General features: G+C 66.9%; 10 protein-coding genes. 5 read left to right on the forward strand and 5 right to left on the reverse strand.

Going from position 1 to position 13,744, the window contains the following annotated elements; translation table 11 throughout:
• The first annotated feature begins 64 nt into the window (after positions 1-64).
• Complete coding sequence (locus LPB04_RS17620) at positions 65-1,348, forward strand: MFS transporter (RefSeq protein ID WP_193685804.1); 1,284 nt, start codon at positions 65-67, stop codon at positions 1,346-1,348.
• A 190-nt stretch (positions 1,349-1,538) separates the two neighbouring features.
• On the opposite strand, the gene LPB04_RS17625 is transcribed toward LPB04_RS17620, so the two are convergent.
• The gene (locus tag LPB04_RS17625) at positions 1,539-3,017 is read right to left on the reverse strand and encodes an App1 family protein (protein WP_193685805.1); all 1,479 of its coding nucleotides are present in this window, start codon (positions 3,015-3,017) and stop codon (positions 1,539-1,541) included.
• A 152-nt stretch (positions 3,018-3,169) separates the two neighbouring features.
• Between LPB04_RS17625 and LPB04_RS17630 the strand changes: the two genes are divergently transcribed.
• Positions 3,170-4,255, forward strand: a complete 1,086-nt coding sequence (locus tag LPB04_RS17630; protein ID WP_193685806.1) for an endonuclease/exonuclease/phosphatase family protein — start codon at positions 3,170-3,172, stop codon at positions 4,253-4,255.
• Position 4,256: 1 nt separating this feature from the next.
• Here the strand turns inward: LPB04_RS17630 and LPB04_RS17635 are convergent, their stop codons facing one another.
• From LPB04_RS17635 to LPB04_RS17645, 3 genes are all read right to left on the reverse strand, one after another.
• Positions 4,257-4,445: a hypothetical protein gene (locus tag LPB04_RS17635; RefSeq protein ID WP_193685807.1), complete on the reverse strand. Its 189-nt coding sequence runs from the start codon at positions 4,443-4,445 to the stop codon at positions 4,257-4,259.
• Positions 4,446-4,470: 25 nt separating this feature from the next.
• Complete coding sequence (locus LPB04_RS17640) at positions 4,471-5,283, reverse strand: DUF481 domain-containing protein (protein WP_193685808.1); 813 nt, start codon at positions 5,281-5,283, stop codon at positions 4,471-4,473.
• Positions 5,284-5,532: 249 nt separating this feature from the next.
• Positions 5,533-6,825: an NCS2 family permease gene (locus tag LPB04_RS17645; protein ID WP_193685809.1), complete on the reverse strand. Its 1,293-nt coding sequence runs from the start codon at positions 6,823-6,825 to the stop codon at positions 5,533-5,535.
• 246 nt (positions 6,826-7,071) lie between these two features.
• Here LPB04_RS17645 and LPB04_RS17650 point away from each other — a divergent pair, with 246 nt between their 5' ends.
• The 3 genes from LPB04_RS17650 (at position 7,072) to LPB04_RS17660 (ending at position 12,343) form a co-directional block, all read left to right on the forward strand.
• On the forward strand, positions 7,072-9,354 hold the full coding sequence (locus tag LPB04_RS17650; RefSeq protein ID WP_193685810.1) for a hybrid sensor histidine kinase/response regulator: 2,283 nt from the start codon (positions 7,072-7,074) through the stop codon (positions 9,352-9,354).
• A gap of 83 nt (positions 9,355-9,437) precedes the next feature.
• Positions 9,438-10,643, forward strand: coding sequence for a hypothetical protein (locus LPB04_RS17655; RefSeq protein WP_193685811.1), 1,206 nt, complete (start codon positions 9,438-9,440; stop codon positions 10,641-10,643).
• 512 nt (positions 10,644-11,155) lie between these two features.
• Positions 11,156-12,343 (forward strand): glycosyltransferase family 1 protein, encoded by a 1,188-nt coding sequence (locus LPB04_RS17660; protein WP_193685812.1) that lies wholly within the window; start codon positions 11,156-11,158, stop codon positions 12,341-12,343.
• 283 nt (positions 12,344-12,626) lie between these two features.
• Here the strand turns inward: LPB04_RS17660 and LPB04_RS17665 are convergent, their stop codons facing one another.
• A complete protein-coding gene (locus LPB04_RS17665; protein ID WP_193685813.1) occupies positions 12,627-13,706 on the reverse strand; it encodes a mechanosensitive ion channel family protein in 1,080 nt (359 codons plus the stop codon).
• Positions 13,707-13,744: the final 38 nt, after the last annotated feature.

Raw genomic sequence — 13,744 nt, forward strand, 5'->3', positions numbered from 1 at the left:
GGCAGACGAATTAGCCCATGCAGCAACCCATGCAGCAACCCATAACGAGAATATGAACGAGACTATGAGTCAGCCATCCAATAAAGCGCGTACCGTCCTCTTCGCCAGCTTGATCGGCACCACGATCGAATTTTTCGACTTCTACATCTACGCCACCGCCGCGGTGCTGGTGTTCCCGAAACTGTTCTTCCCGGCGGCCGACCCGGCCGCCGCCGTGCTGCAATCCTTCGCCACCTTCGCCATCGCCTTCTTCGCGCGTCCGGTCGGCTCGGCCCTGTTCGGCCACTTCGGCGACCGCATCGGGCGCAAGGCCACCCTCGTTGCGGCGCTGCTGACCATGGGCCTGTCGACCATCGTGATCGGCTTGCTGCCGACCTATGCCACGATCGGCACGCTGGCGCCGCTGCTGCTCGCACTGTGCCGCTTCGGCCAGGGCCTGGGCCTGGGCGGCGAATGGGGCGGGGCGGTGCTGCTCGCCACCGAAAACGCGCCGCCGGGCAAGCGTGCCTGGTATGGCATGTTCCCGCAGCTGGGCGCGCCGATCGGCTTCCTGCTGTCGGGCGGCATCTTCCTGATCCTGACCCAGACCATGGGCGACGAACAGTTCTTCGCCTGGGGCTGGCGCATTCCCTTCCTGTCGAGCGCCATCCTCGTCATTGTTGGCCTGTACGTGCGCCTGAAAATCCACGAGACGCCCGACTTCCAGGCCGTGCTCGACAAGGGCGAACGCGTGAAGGTGCCGTTTGTCACCGTGTTCAAGGAGCATGGCCGCGCGCTGCTGCTGGGCACCCTGATGGCGACCTCGACCTTCGTCCTGTTCTACCTGCTGACCGTGTTCGCGCTGAGCTGGGGCACGACCGGCCTGCACTATTCGCGTACCCAGTTCCTGCTGCTGCAGCTGGGCGCCGTGTGCTTCTTCGGCTTCCTGATCCCGCCTTCGGCCATCATCGCCGACCGCTTCGGCCGCCGCGCCGCCATGATCGGGGTGACGGTCGCGATCATGGTGTTCGGCCTGACCTTCGGCGCGCTGTTCGTCGCCGACGACCTGGTGAAGGCAGGCCTGTTCCTGGTGATCGGCCTGTCGCTGATGGGCCTGACCTACGGACCGCTCGGCACGCTGCTGGCCGAACTGTTCCCGCCGGCGGTGCGCTATACGGGTTCTTCGCTGACCTTCAACCTGGCCGGCATCCTGGGCGCCTCGCTGGCACCGTATGTGGCGACCGCGCTGGCGAAGAATTACGGGATCGAATACGTCGGGTATTACCTGACGGGTGCGGCGGTGCTGAGCCTGATCGCGCTGTTGCTGGTGAAGAGCCCGGCGCGCCAGCCGGAGGTGGCGCGGGTTTGATTTATTGACGATAACGGGGCTGTTGCCTGCCCCGTTTTCGGTAATGTTGATCCGCATGGGCTCGGAGAGCCCATCCTACGGGATGCTTTTCGACCGGTAGCGTCGCCCGTAGGATGGGCACTTGTGCCAATGCGGATTCAAAACACCGATGACGCTGCAGGCATCAGCCCAATAACGCCTGCATGCGGCATCAACCCGACGGCAGCAGCTTGTCGTCTTCCTTCTTGTCCGAGCGCACCCCGGCGAGCCGGTCGACCTTGATCAGCCCCTCCGCCGCCGCATGCGAGGCCGCGAAGACGCTGTCCGGCGCCAGGATCAGCTGGGTGCCGGTGGTGCTGACCTCCTCGATCAGCCTGTCGAGCGCCTCGATCCGCACCGGGTCGGGGTTCACGTTGCGGATATAGATCATCCGTACCGCCTGCGGATGGCGCCGCACGATCTCGGCATAGATCTCCGGATCCTTCTCCCCGCTGTCGCCGATCAGCACAAACTGCATGCCCGGATAAAAACGCAGGATCAGTTCGATCTTCTCCAGCTTGTGGTTGCCGTGCTTGGTGAGCTTGAACACGTCGCGCATGCCCAGCTCGCGCAGCAGCAGCGGACCGACCGGGATGCCCTGCAGGCGCAGGAAGTCGACCAGGAAGCCGAACAGGTGCCAGGGACTGGACGACACATAGAACAGCGGATTGTCCTCGTTCCCGCTCGCGCCGTCGCGCAGGGCCCGGTAGAAAGCGGCCACCCCCTTGAAGGGCTTGCGCGTGTGGGCGTTGGTACGCGCCAGCATCAGCGCCATGTTCAGCTTGTTGGTGACATTGGTCCACAGAACCGTGTCGTCGATGTCGCTGATGATTCCGAAGCGGGCGCTCGCGGCCGGCACGAAAGCCTCGGCCGAGGCGCGCACCGGTTGGCCGTCGGCGCCGAGCGAGTCCGGCAGTTCCAGGTCGACGCGGTGCGCGCCGCCGGCGAGCGGGGAGGAGGGCAGGATCTCGAACTCGAAATAGCCGCCGCTGTCGGTCACGGTTTCCCAGCTGCGGCCGTCGAAATGCGCGGTCACGCGCGCGCCGGCCACCTCGTCCGATTCGAGCCGGCGGTAGAGGGCGACCAGGTTGCTCCAGCTGCTGTCCTGGCCGGTCTGCTCGCGAAAACTCGCCTCGTCGAGCACGCGGCCCTTGATCCAGAGTTTGTTCGCGTTGCCAAAACCGAGATAGGGCAGCACCAGCAGGGGGTGGTCGCTGCCCAGCCGGCGCAGGCGGCGCAGGGCGCGGGTGGCGAACTGCCCGGCCGCGTCGGCCAGGCGGTCGTGCAGGGCAGGCGCTTGCGCCGCTTCGTCCAGGCGCCGCGGCGCTGCGGCCACGGCTACGGCCTCGCGCGCGGCGGGCGGGTGCTCGATCCAGAGCCGGTGCGGGGCAATTCCCGCAGCCTGCAACGCGCGTTCGAACTCCCCGGACAAGGCGGCGGGCAGGGCGCGCGGCAACAGCTGCACCTGCACGCCGGCCTGCCTCAGCCGCGCCAGCTCGCTGTCGGAGGCAAGGCCCGGATTCAGATAGACGGTGGCGCCGGGTGCGGCGCGTGCGGCGACCTCGGCAAGGCCGGCAGGGCTCAGGATCAGGTAGGCGGTTTCAATGCGCGGTTCGGTCATCGGTATCGGCAGGTGGCCAGGTTCAGGCATCAGTATCGCGTATCTGGCCGATCCGGCAACGCACGGCTGGCCTGGCATGCACTGTGCACGCTAGCGCACAGTCCGATTCGGCGAACCAAGGCATACTGCGGGTATTGTCTTATTGTCATGAGATACCGAACAGCCCACAGGACTCCTGCCCCATGTCTTTCGCCATCATCGCAAGCCTGGTCGTACTGATTGTGATCGCCACCCTGATGCCGCTGTCGCGTCACACCGAATGGTGGGTGCGCGACCTGGATTTCCCGCGCCTGCAGATCGCATGCGTGGCGCTCGGCGTCCTGCTCGTCAAGACGATTGTCCTCGACTGGGACGAGACCGAAACCTATATCCTGGCCGCCGCGACCCTCGCCTGCCTGGCCTACCAGGCCTGGTGGATCCTGCCCTACACCCGGCCCTGGCCGAACGAGGTGAAACGGGCGGTCGGCGGCGCGCCGGGCGACCGCATCCGCATCCTGACCGCGAACGTCCTCACGCCCAACCGGAATACCGGCGCACTGATCGCGCTGATCCGCGAGCACAAGCCGGATGTCTTCGTCACCCTGGAGACCGACCAGTGGTGGCAGGAGCGGCTCGACGTGCTCGAAGCCGCCTATCCGCACTCGATGAAATGTCCGCTCGACAACCTGTACGGCATGCACGTCTATTCGAAGCTGCCGCTCGAGGACAAGGCGATCCAGTTCCTGGTCGAGGACGACATCCCGTCGATGCACGCGCTGGTCGTGCTTCCTTCAGGGCGCAAGGTGCGCATGCACTTCCTGCACCCGGCGCCGCCGAGCCCCACGGAACACGACGAATCGACCGAGCGCGACGCCGAGCTGCTGGTGGTGGCGAAAAGCGTGGCCGGGCTGGACACGCCGGTGATCGTCGCGGGCGACCTGAACGACGTGGCATGGTCGACCACGACCCGGCTGTTCCGCAAGATCAGCGGGCTGCTCGACCCGCGCATCGGGCGCGGCATGTTCAACACCTTCCACGCCGACCACTGGTTCCTGCGCTGGCCGCTGGACCACCTGTTCCACAGCCGCCACTTCACCCTCGGCTTCATCCGCCGTTTGCCGCATTTCGGTTCGGACCACTTCCCGATGCTGGTCGAACTGGTCTACGACCATGCGCGCGGCGCCGACCAGGAGGGGCTGGAGGCCGATGCGCAAGACCATGCGCTGGCCGAGGAGAAGATCGCCGCCGAGCCGGTGACGGTCGACGACGTGCACGAGCCGCAGGCGTGATTCAGGCCTCGCGTTTGAACTCCGGTGCAGGAAGAGGATGGCGCCGCTCGTCGGGGCGCATCAGCACCCGGCGCGCGACGTCGAAGGGCACGCCCATGCCGGCCATGACGCGCGCGGGCGAATCGCCGGTCGGGGTCTTGATCGCCGCGTCGATCAGGAGCGCGGTCTTGTAGTCGGTTCGTCTGTCCATGCACCGATTGTCGCACGGGTTCGGCTCAGAACGAATACACCAGCGTCAGCGAAGTCTGGGTATCGAGGTTCTTCTTGTCGACCGGCACGTTGGTGTCGTTGCGGGCGGAGAAGGCGGCCTTCATCTGCATCGTGTCGTTGATCTTGGTGGACAGGGCCGATTCGGCGATCGAGTGCACGTTCGAGGTGCCGCGCTCGACGCTGACGGTCTGCACGAAAGCGGCCGAGGGGCTCACCTGCCAGCGGAAACGCGCGGCGCCGCGCACCGTCATGCCGCTCTCACGCTCGCCCGTTTCGCGCTCGCCGCTGAAATAGCCCGGACCGATTTCGACGTCGAGCGCCTTGTCCGCAGTATTGTAGAGCTGCGAGCCGTGGCCGACCGCGAACGAGGTGTAGCGCGTGTAGGCGCCGAACTTGTCGTTCACGTGCGAACCCAGCACGAAGGCGCGCGAACCTTCCTTCATCAGCTTGTAGGCGGCCTTGGCCGACGCGGTCCAGCGCTCGGCCGAGCGGGTGCGGTAGCGTTCACCGTCGTCGTCCGTGATCTCGTCTTCCTTGAAGAAGCCGCTGACGATGTATTCGTTGCTCCAGTCGGCGGTCTCGTGGCGGGCGTCGATCTTGCCGCTGATCGAGGTGCCGGTGGTATTGCCCGAGGTACTGATCGCACCCAGTTCGGCCGAGGTGAACCAGCTGCCCTCGGGAATCGTCTCGGGACGCGCCACCTTCAGGGCGCTGTGGATGCTGCCGATGGTGGGCAGCTCGTCGGCGGCGCCGTCTGCATGGGCGGGGAAATGGGCCAGGCCGAGCAGGGCCAGGGCGTACAGCGGGAATGGTTTCATAAGCTAGGGTGCGGCCGCGGCGCCAGCCCGTGGGCTGGACCGTCTGCCTGCCGGTCGGTGATCTGTCAACTGCGCAGCAAACTGCGCGCAAAGAGCGCCGGTGCACGCGGTGCGGCAAAGGGGCTCGGCCGAGATTGTATCCCAGAAGCAGCATAAATGCGCGCCGAAGCCAACCGAACCGGCCATGTTGCGGCCACGGCGCGACTCGACAGTAAGCCGGAGCGCGCCCGCATTCCCGCTCCGCCGGCTTCAGGTGCCGATGTACACGATCTTGAAAATGAACAGCGCCGCGATCACCCAGACGACGGGTTTGACATCGCGCGCCCGGCCCGTGGTCAGCTTCAGCGCCGCATAGGTGATGAAGCCGAAGGCGATGCCTTCCGCGATCGAATAGGTGAACGGGATCACCAGTGCGGTGATCGCGGCGGGAATGCTCTCGGTGGTGTCGCCCCATTCGATGTCGCCCAGGTCGCGCAGCATCAGGCAGGCGACGAACAGCAGGGCCGGGGCCGTGGCATAGGCCGGCACCACGCCGGCCAGCGGCGCGATGAACAGGCAGGCCAGGAACAGCACCGCCACCGCCAGGGCGGTCAGCCCGGTACGTCCACCCGCCTGCACGCCGGCCGCGCTCTCGATATAGGCCGTGGTGCTCGAGGTGCCGAGCATCGAGCCGGCGACGATGGCACCGCTGTCGGCCAGCAGTGCCTTGTTGAGGCGCTCCATCTTGCCTTCAACCAGCAGGCCGGCGCGGCTGGCCACGCCCATCAGGGTGCCGGTCGCGTCGAACAGTTCGACCAGGAAGAACACCAGCACCACGTTGATGATGCCGACCGACAGGGCACCCCGGATGTCGAGCTTCAGCAGGGTCGGATCGATCGAGGGCGGCGCCGAGAAGATGCCGTGGAAGGTGTTACCACCGAAGAAGAATGAGAGGATGGTGACGACGATGATGCCGATCAGGATCGCGCCGCGCACCTTCAGGCGGTCGAGGGTCACGATCAGGAGGAAGCCGAGGATCGCCATGATGGCCTGCGGCTTGTGCAGGTCGCCCGCCTTGACCAGGGTCGGCTCGCTGCCGACGACGATGCCGGCGTTCTTCAGCGCGATCAGGGCCAGGAACATGCCGAGGCCGACGGTGATGGCCACCCGCAGCGAATGCGGGATGCCGTTGACGATCATGCCGCGCAGGCCCAGCACGGACACCAGGATGAACAGGCAGCCCGAAATGAACACGGCGCCCAGCGCCGCCGGCCAGGCCACGCCCATGCCGAGCACGACGGCGTAGGCGAAATAGGCGTTCAGGCCCATGCCGGGCGCCATGCCGATCGGGTAGTTGGCGTACAGGCCCATCACCGCGCTGCCGAGGGCGGCCACGAGGCAGGTTGCCACGAATACCGCTTCCTTCGGCATTCCGGCGTCGCCGAGGATCGAGGGGTTGACGAAAATGATGTAGGCCATCGTCAGGAAGGTGGTCAGGCCGGCGAGCAGTTCGGTGCGGACGTCGGTGCCGCTTTCGCTGAGTTTGAAGTAGTTGTCGAGCATCGTGGATGGGGTTCCGTGTGGGGCGCAGAAGGCTTGTCATGCGCGCGGTTGGGATGACCGAAGCATAACACCGCAGAGCCCGCAGCGCGGCCATAACATGGTCTTCGGCACGACAAAAACGCCGGCCGGCGAGGGCGCCAGGCGGTCTCAGCCGTTTTTCCACTCTTTTCTTGCTTTACGTTGCAGGATTGGTATCATCGATTTTGCTGGCTGTCATGTCGATGGCCGTCTACCTGTGAGCCCGCGATGCAAATCCGTGCCTACCTGTATCTGATGGCTGCGGCAATCCTGGTCCCGGTGATCCTCTTCGCCGGATTCGCGCTGCGCCTGATCGAAGGCGCGGAAACCGACCTGGAGCGGGCCAGGGTGGTCCGCGCGGCCGATCGCGTCGCCCTGCTGGTCGACGCCGAACTGGCCGCCACCCGGAGTGCGCTGCGCGTGCTGGCCGCCTCGCCCAGCCTGGCGCGCGGCGACCTCGACGCCTTCTACGAAGAAGCGAAAGCGGCCACCGGCAGTCCCGACGCATGGGGGGTGCTGCTCGACGAGAACGGGCGCATGTTGTTCAACACGCTCGCCCCCAGCGGCGCAGCGCTGCCCCAGGAAGCACTTCCCCCTTTCCTTTCCTCGGTACTGGCTGCGCAGCGTCCTTTCGTCACCGAGCTCATTCCGGGCTACGTCAGCGGCCGCATGATGACGGCCGTCGGCATGCCGGTGAGCGCCGGCGGACGGCGCTACGTGCTGGGGGTGGCTTACGGCGCCGAGCATTTCCGCCGCCTGCTGGCCGAAGCCGGGACGCGGCCCGACTGGCAGCTCGACATCCTCGACCGCGCCGGCAAGCTGGTCGCATCGAACCTCGGGTCGGCCGAGCTGGTGGGCCAGGAAGCGCCGGCGGCGCTCGCCGCGGCCGCCACCCGTTCGCGCGAGGGCATGCTCGGGCTGGCGCTGCGCAATGGCGGCGAGGGCACGGTCGCCTTCAGCCGGTTGCCGGACTCCGGATGGCTGGTCGCGGTCGGGGCGCCTGCCGCGTCGCTCATCGCGCCGCCCGGCGGCGCGCGGCGCGCGGCGGCGCTGGCCCTGGTTGCGGCCCTGCTCGGGGCCGCCGCGGTCTCGGCCTCGTTCGGCCGCGGCCATGCGCGCGCCATCCGCAGCGCACTCGAGGCGGCAAGCAGCCTGGGGCGCGGCGAACTGCCGCCCCAGCGGCGCTCGCGCATCGTCGAGATCGACCGCCTGCTGGCGGCGTTGCGCCAGGCCGGCAGCGAGCTGCGCCGCACCCAGGCCACGCGCGACTCGGCCGGCAGCGAACGCCAGTCCCAGCTCGAGCACGCCCAGCTGGCGCGCCAGAGGGCGGAGGAGGAAAACCGCGCCAAGGACCAGTTCCTGGCCATGCTCGGACACGAATTGCGCAACCCGCTCGCACCGATCGGCACCGCGGCCCAGCTGCTGAAAATGCCCGACCTCGACAGCCACCGCGCGCGCTATGCCGCCGACGTGATCGGGCGCCAGGTCGAACACATGAACCGCCTGCTCTCCGACATGCTCGACGTCTCGCGCGTGACGCGCGGCCTGGTAACCCTGAACCTGGAAGACGTCGACCTGCGCAATATCGTCGAGCGCGCCGTCGAGCAGACCCGGCCGCTGATGGAGGAACGCCAGCATCGCCTCGAACTGCGCCTGCCGTCGCAGGCGGTGATGGTGCGCGGCGACCAGACCCGCCTGACCCAGGTGGTGGCCAACCTGCTGACGAATTCGGCCAAATACACGCCGCCGCACGGCGCGATCCAGCTGTCGCTGGGCAGCGCCGGCAACGAAGCCACCCTGAGCGTGGCCGACGACGGCGAAGGCATCACCCCCGACCTCCTGCCGCGCGTGTTCGACCTGTTTTCCCAGGGCGAGCGCAAGGCCGACCGCGCACAGGGCGGACTCGGACTGGGCCTGGCCCTGGTGCGCAGCCTGGTGCAGCTGCACGGCGGGGAGGTCGACGCCAGCAGCCCCGGAAGCGGCGGCGGCAGCATCTTCACCGTGCACCTGCCGCTCAAGCACGAACTGGCGGCGCTCGCGGCGCCGGCGCCGAACCCGCGCCGCGGCCGCGATTCGGTCCGCGATCCGGCGCGCAACAGCGCGCCGCCCGCGCTGCCGGCGGCCTTGCGCGTGATGCTGGTCGACGACAATATCGATGCCGCGGTCAGCCTGTCGCTGCTGCTGGAGGCGGCCGGCGACCACCTGGTATCGACCTATTACGACGCCGCCAGCGCGCTCGAATGGGCCGCCTTCGAGCGCCCCGACGTGTTCATCCTCGACATCGGCCTGCCCGACATGAACGGCTACGAGCTGGCGCGGCGCCTGCGCGCGATGCCCGAGTTCGCCGACACGCTGTTGATCGCGCTGACCGGCTACGGCCAGCTGGCCGACAAGGTAAGGGCGCGCGAAGCCGGCTTCGACCTGCACATCGCCAAACCGGCCGAGCCGGAGGAGATCCTGGCGGCACTGGCGACGGTCAAGGTCGCCGGCGAGACCGAGCGCGTGGAATAGCGCGGCTCCGGCGGGCGATTCCGGCTGCGCGCGAGGCCACCGATGCGCTACCATGGCGTTTTCATCCTTCATCACGCTGACCCATGCCGAAAAACAAGAAGCCCGTGCCGCGCAAGCCGGCCGCCGCCGCCGAACCCGATACCGACGCACTGGCCCAGGCCCTGGCTGACCTCGCGCTCGAGGTGGCCGAGGGCGAGGACAGCGATCCCGAACTGGCCGCCGCGCGCGAGCAGGAGCTGCTGGTCGACATCCGCAAGGCCCTGCGCAAGAAGCGCGACGAGGTGCTCTACGGCGCCATCGAGCTGGCACGCTTCACCGATCCCGAAGCCTGCCGCCTGCTGCGCGCCCACATCGGCGAACAGTCGGCGACGCTGCACCTGCGCCGCGAAGATGAGCCGGAACTCGAGATCGACGCCTTCCTGATCCCGCTGTTCGTGCGCAGCACGGGCGGGCTGGTGGCCGAGGAAACCTTCGCCGACGATGCCGCCTACGAGGAGCTGGCGAACAGTTTCGTCGCCGCTGAACTGGACAGCCCGCGCGCCAAAGTGGCCCTGGTGCGCCATGCCTACGACCTGGCCGAGGCCGACCACATCGGCTATTCGGCCCTGCAGGAGCTGCTGCGCGAGGCCGCCGCTTCCCTGACCAGCAAGAAGCCGGTGGCCGCGCCGCTGCTCGAAGCGAGCATCCGCGGCTGGACCGGCGAGCGCTTCGCGCCCGACGAGACGGCGATGGAGCTGCGCTTCCTGTTCGGCTTTTCGCTGAAACGCGCCGACGATCCGTTCTACGCCGTGCCGAAGGACGAGATCGACGCCGACGTGTATTTCGCCGACCGCATGCGCCGCTACCGCGCCTGGACCGAACGCGTGGCGCCGCTGGTGCGCCGCTGCCTGGCGGCCGATCCGGACAGCATCAGCGTCGACTTCCTGTACCAGGACCTGTTCCATGGCGCCAAGGAGCAGGGCGTGTCCGAGCTGGCGATGCTCGGCACCCTGGCCGAAATCAACCGCCTGCTGGCCGGGAAAGAACTGGCGGCCGACCGTGTGCGCGCCGTCGTCGCGCCGCTCGACGCCGGCGAACACATCGAGCTGCGCGTCAACCTGTACGCCCTCGATGGCGGACCTCCCTGGGGCGGGACCGCAAAGCCCGTCGACCTGGCCGCCGATCTCGGCGCCGAGGTCGACGAACTGTGCGATGCGCTCGGATCGATCGGCATCGACGACGTGTCCACCGCCGACGGCTTCGACGACCAGGGCCATCCGGAAGGCGCCCAGCCGTATCCTCCAGGCTGACTCCGTTCCAGCCTGCGCTGCGCTGCAACAACGGGGCGGCGCGCCCCCCCGCTGCGGGGCTGGGGCGGGGCGCCACCGGATGCCGCCGGGTCCCGCCGCGGCGCGCGTTTCGCCCACATAACGGCAGAGTATGCCTACACCCTCCGGGGCGCACGCCTTGCCCCGATGATCCCTCCCAAGCCGCCTGCGCAGCCCCTTGCCGGGCGTGCGCACGCTTGCGCATGCCTGCCGTATGGATGAGTTTTCGTAGTGGATTTCCTTGTATATGGGTAGGACTACACCTACAAAATTGCCTGCGGGACACCGGACTCTCCTATGAGGAAATGCTCTGCGTTTCCAACGAGTCCTTTCTAGCGGCTAATGTTGCGATGCATAAATGAAAATAGTAGTAATTTTGCATGATACGATTCGGGGGTCCGGCTGCGTGACAGGGCGTGAATTTCCCGCCACCGCCATGATTAGCCACGGACCCAAGATCAACTAAAGCGCCACAAAGGCGAAAGGAAATCAACATGCCGACCCTGATCGTGTTTTGCCACCTGCGCTGGGACTTCGTCTTCCAACGCCCACAACATCTGATGACGCGCCTGGCGGAACACTACCAGATTCTGTTTGTCGAGGAACCCGTCCACAGCGAGGGTCCCGCCCACCTGCAAAAGACGACCGTCGCGCCGAACATCACGGTGTGCCGCCCGCATACGCCGATCCAGAACACCTGGGGTTTCCACGACGACCAGCTGCCGACCATGCAGCGCCTGCTGGCCGACCTGGTGCCCGAAGGCGAGCGTCCGGTGGTGTGGTTCTATACCCCGATGGCGCTGCCGCTGCTGCAGGGCTTCAATCCTTCTCTGGTCGTCTACGACTGCATGGACGAACTGGCCGCCTTCAAGAACCCGCCGAAGCAGCTGCTGCAGCGCGAATCGGCCCTGCTCAACATCGCCGACCTGGTCTTCACCGGTGGCCCAAGCCTGTACGAAGCCAAGAAGGACCGCCACGCGAACGCCCACTGCTTCTCGAGCAGCGTCGACGCCAAGCATTTCCGCAAGGCCCTGGACGCCTCGATCTCGCATCCGGACCAGGCACACATCGCCGGTCCGCGCCTGGGTTTCTACGGCGTGATCGACGAGCGCTTCGACACCGAGCTGGTGCGCCAGATGGCCGCCGCCCACCCGGAATGGCAGATCGTGCTGGTCGGCCCGGTCGTGAAAATCGATCCGGCCGAACTCCCGCGCGCCGACAACGTCCACTACATGGGCCAGCGCAACTATGACGAACTGCCGAAGTTCCTGGCCGGCTGGGACGTCTGCCTGCTGCCGTTCGCGATGAACGATTCGACCAAGTTCATCAGCCCGACCAAGGTGCTCGAATACATGGCCGCCGAAAAGCTCAGCGTCAGCACCCCGATCACCGACGTCAAGGTGCCGTACGGCGACGTCGTCGCGATCGCCTCGACCGCGGACGAGTACATCGCCGCCTGCGAACGGATGCTGGCCGCGAGCGAAGACGAAAAAGCGAAGCTGATCGAGCGCATGCGCGACATCGTCGCCAACACCTCGTGGGACAAGACTGCCGGCCGCATGCACGAGCTGATCAGCACCACCGCGCCGGGCAAGGCCCGCTCGGCCGCTGCCGCCGTGCTCGAAGCCGGCACCGCCGCCCGCGTCAGCCCGCTGCCGGTCGCACAGAAGTCCGCCGCCTGATTTCCAGGCAGCGCAAGAACCCGCCCGGCCTCGCGGTCCGGCGGGTTTTTTTATGCATGTCGCTGGCTGCCAACGAAGCCATTGACTGCAGTGCACCGTAGGGTGGGCACCGCCCACGCGTTACCTGCCTCGCCGAAGTAGCAATCAGCACTGCTCCGACAAATCGCCTGGACAAACGCCAATACGCCAACACGGATCATCATCCCGCGTGCGCGTGCGCATGCCCACGCTACGGTGGGCGTCTGCCAACACCTGAATAAGAGCACTCGTCCACTCCACGTCCTCAATGCCTGAACGACGCCGCCGGCGCCACCGCCTGCGGCCGCGGCGGTACCTCGCCGTCGGCCATGCGCACGATCGACAACGGATGCGCGAAGCGGATGCCTTCGCGTTCGAAGCGCCGGTAGATCTCGAGCAGGACCGCCTGCTGGGTATCCATGTGGGCGATGTAGTCGGGACTCTGGAAGTGGTACACCACCTCGAAATTGAGCGACCACTCGCCGTAGTTGAAGAAATGGGCGCGCTCGAAGGCGGCCATCGGCTCGGCATCGACGACTTCGCGGATCAGTACCGGAACCCGCGCCAGCTGGGTGTCGCTGGCGCCATAGGCCACCCGCAGCACGAAGGCGACGCGGCGCGTCTCCATGCGCTTGTGGTTGTGGATGCGGCTTTTCAGCAGGTCGCTGTTGGCGAAGATGACCTGCTCGCCGCCCAGGCCGCGCAGGCGCGTCGTCTTCAGGCCGATGTGCTCGACCGAGCCGAGCACGTCGCCGACGATGATGAAGTCGCCGATCTCGAAGGGCTTGTCGAGCATGATCGAGAGCGAGGCGAACAGGTCGCCAAGGATGTTCTGTACCGCCAGCGCCACCGCGATGCCGCCGACACCCAGGCTGGCCACCAGGGCCGTGATGTTGAAGCCGAAGTTATCGAGCACCATCAGGAAGGCGATCACCCACAGCGCCAGGCGTGCCATGAAGCAGACGATCGTGCGCGAGGCCTTGCGCGGCGCGTCGCTCACATACGCGTGGTCGCGCCAGGCCCGCAGCAGGGTGTCGCCCCAGATCGCCAGCTGCAGGATCAGGGCCGCGATCGCGATCCGCGACACCACCAGGCGCTGCCTGTCGGCCAGCTCGAGGACGAGGCTGGCAAGGTAGGCCGCGAGCGTCAGCATGATCAGGAGATAGGTCTTGCGCAGCATCCTGGCGACCAGGTCGTCGGCCAGGGTTTCCGTGCGCTGCGACCGCGCCTGCATCTTGTGCAGTGCGAAGCGGCGCAGGCAGTGCATCGCCAGCGTTGCGCCCAGCAGGACCGCGAACGCGATCGCCCAGCTTTCCAGCGTATTGTTCAGGTAGGTAAAATCCATTGCGACTCCGTGATGGCTTCATTCCTTGCTGCGCTGCG

Source organism: Massilia litorea, assembly GCF_015101885.1.
In the GTDB taxonomy this organism is placed as follows: Bacteria; Pseudomonadota; Gammaproteobacteria; order Burkholderiales; family Burkholderiaceae_D; genus Telluria; species Telluria litorea.

Bases quoted from the DNA above. Each gene is read 5' to 3' on its own strand.
- LPB04_RS17620 (WP_193685804.1), top strand. From the start codon at position 65: ATGAGTCAGCCATCCAATAAAGCGCGTACCGTCCTCTTCGCCAGCTTG.
- LPB04_RS17625 (WP_193685805.1), bottom strand. From the start codon at position 3,017: ATGCCTGAACCTGGCCACCTGCCGATACCGATGACCGAACCGCGCATT.
- LPB04_RS17630 (WP_193685806.1), top strand. From the start codon at position 3,170: ATGTCTTTCGCCATCATCGCAAGCCTGGTCGTACTGATTGTGATCGCC.
- LPB04_RS17635 (WP_193685807.1), bottom strand. From the start codon at position 4,445: ATGGACAGACGAACCGACTACAAGACCGCGCTCCTGATCGACGCGGCG.
- LPB04_RS17640 (WP_193685808.1), bottom strand. From the start codon at position 5,283: ATGAAACCATTCCCGCTGTACGCCCTGGCCCTGCTCGGCCTGGCCCAT.
- LPB04_RS17645 (WP_193685809.1), bottom strand. From the start codon at position 6,825: ATGCTCGACAACTACTTCAAACTCAGCGAAAGCGGCACCGACGTCCGC.
- LPB04_RS17650 (WP_193685810.1), top strand. From the start codon at position 7,072: ATGCAAATCCGTGCCTACCTGTATCTGATGGCTGCGGCAATCCTGGTC.
- LPB04_RS17655 (WP_193685811.1), top strand. From the start codon at position 9,438: ATGCCGAAAAACAAGAAGCCCGTGCCGCGCAAGCCGGCCGCCGCCGCC.
- LPB04_RS17660 (WP_193685812.1), top strand. From the start codon at position 11,156: ATGCCGACCCTGATCGTGTTTTGCCACCTGCGCTGGGACTTCGTCTTC.
- LPB04_RS17665 (WP_193685813.1), bottom strand. From the start codon at position 13,706: ATGGATTTTACCTACCTGAACAATACGCTGGAAAGCTGGGCGATCGCG.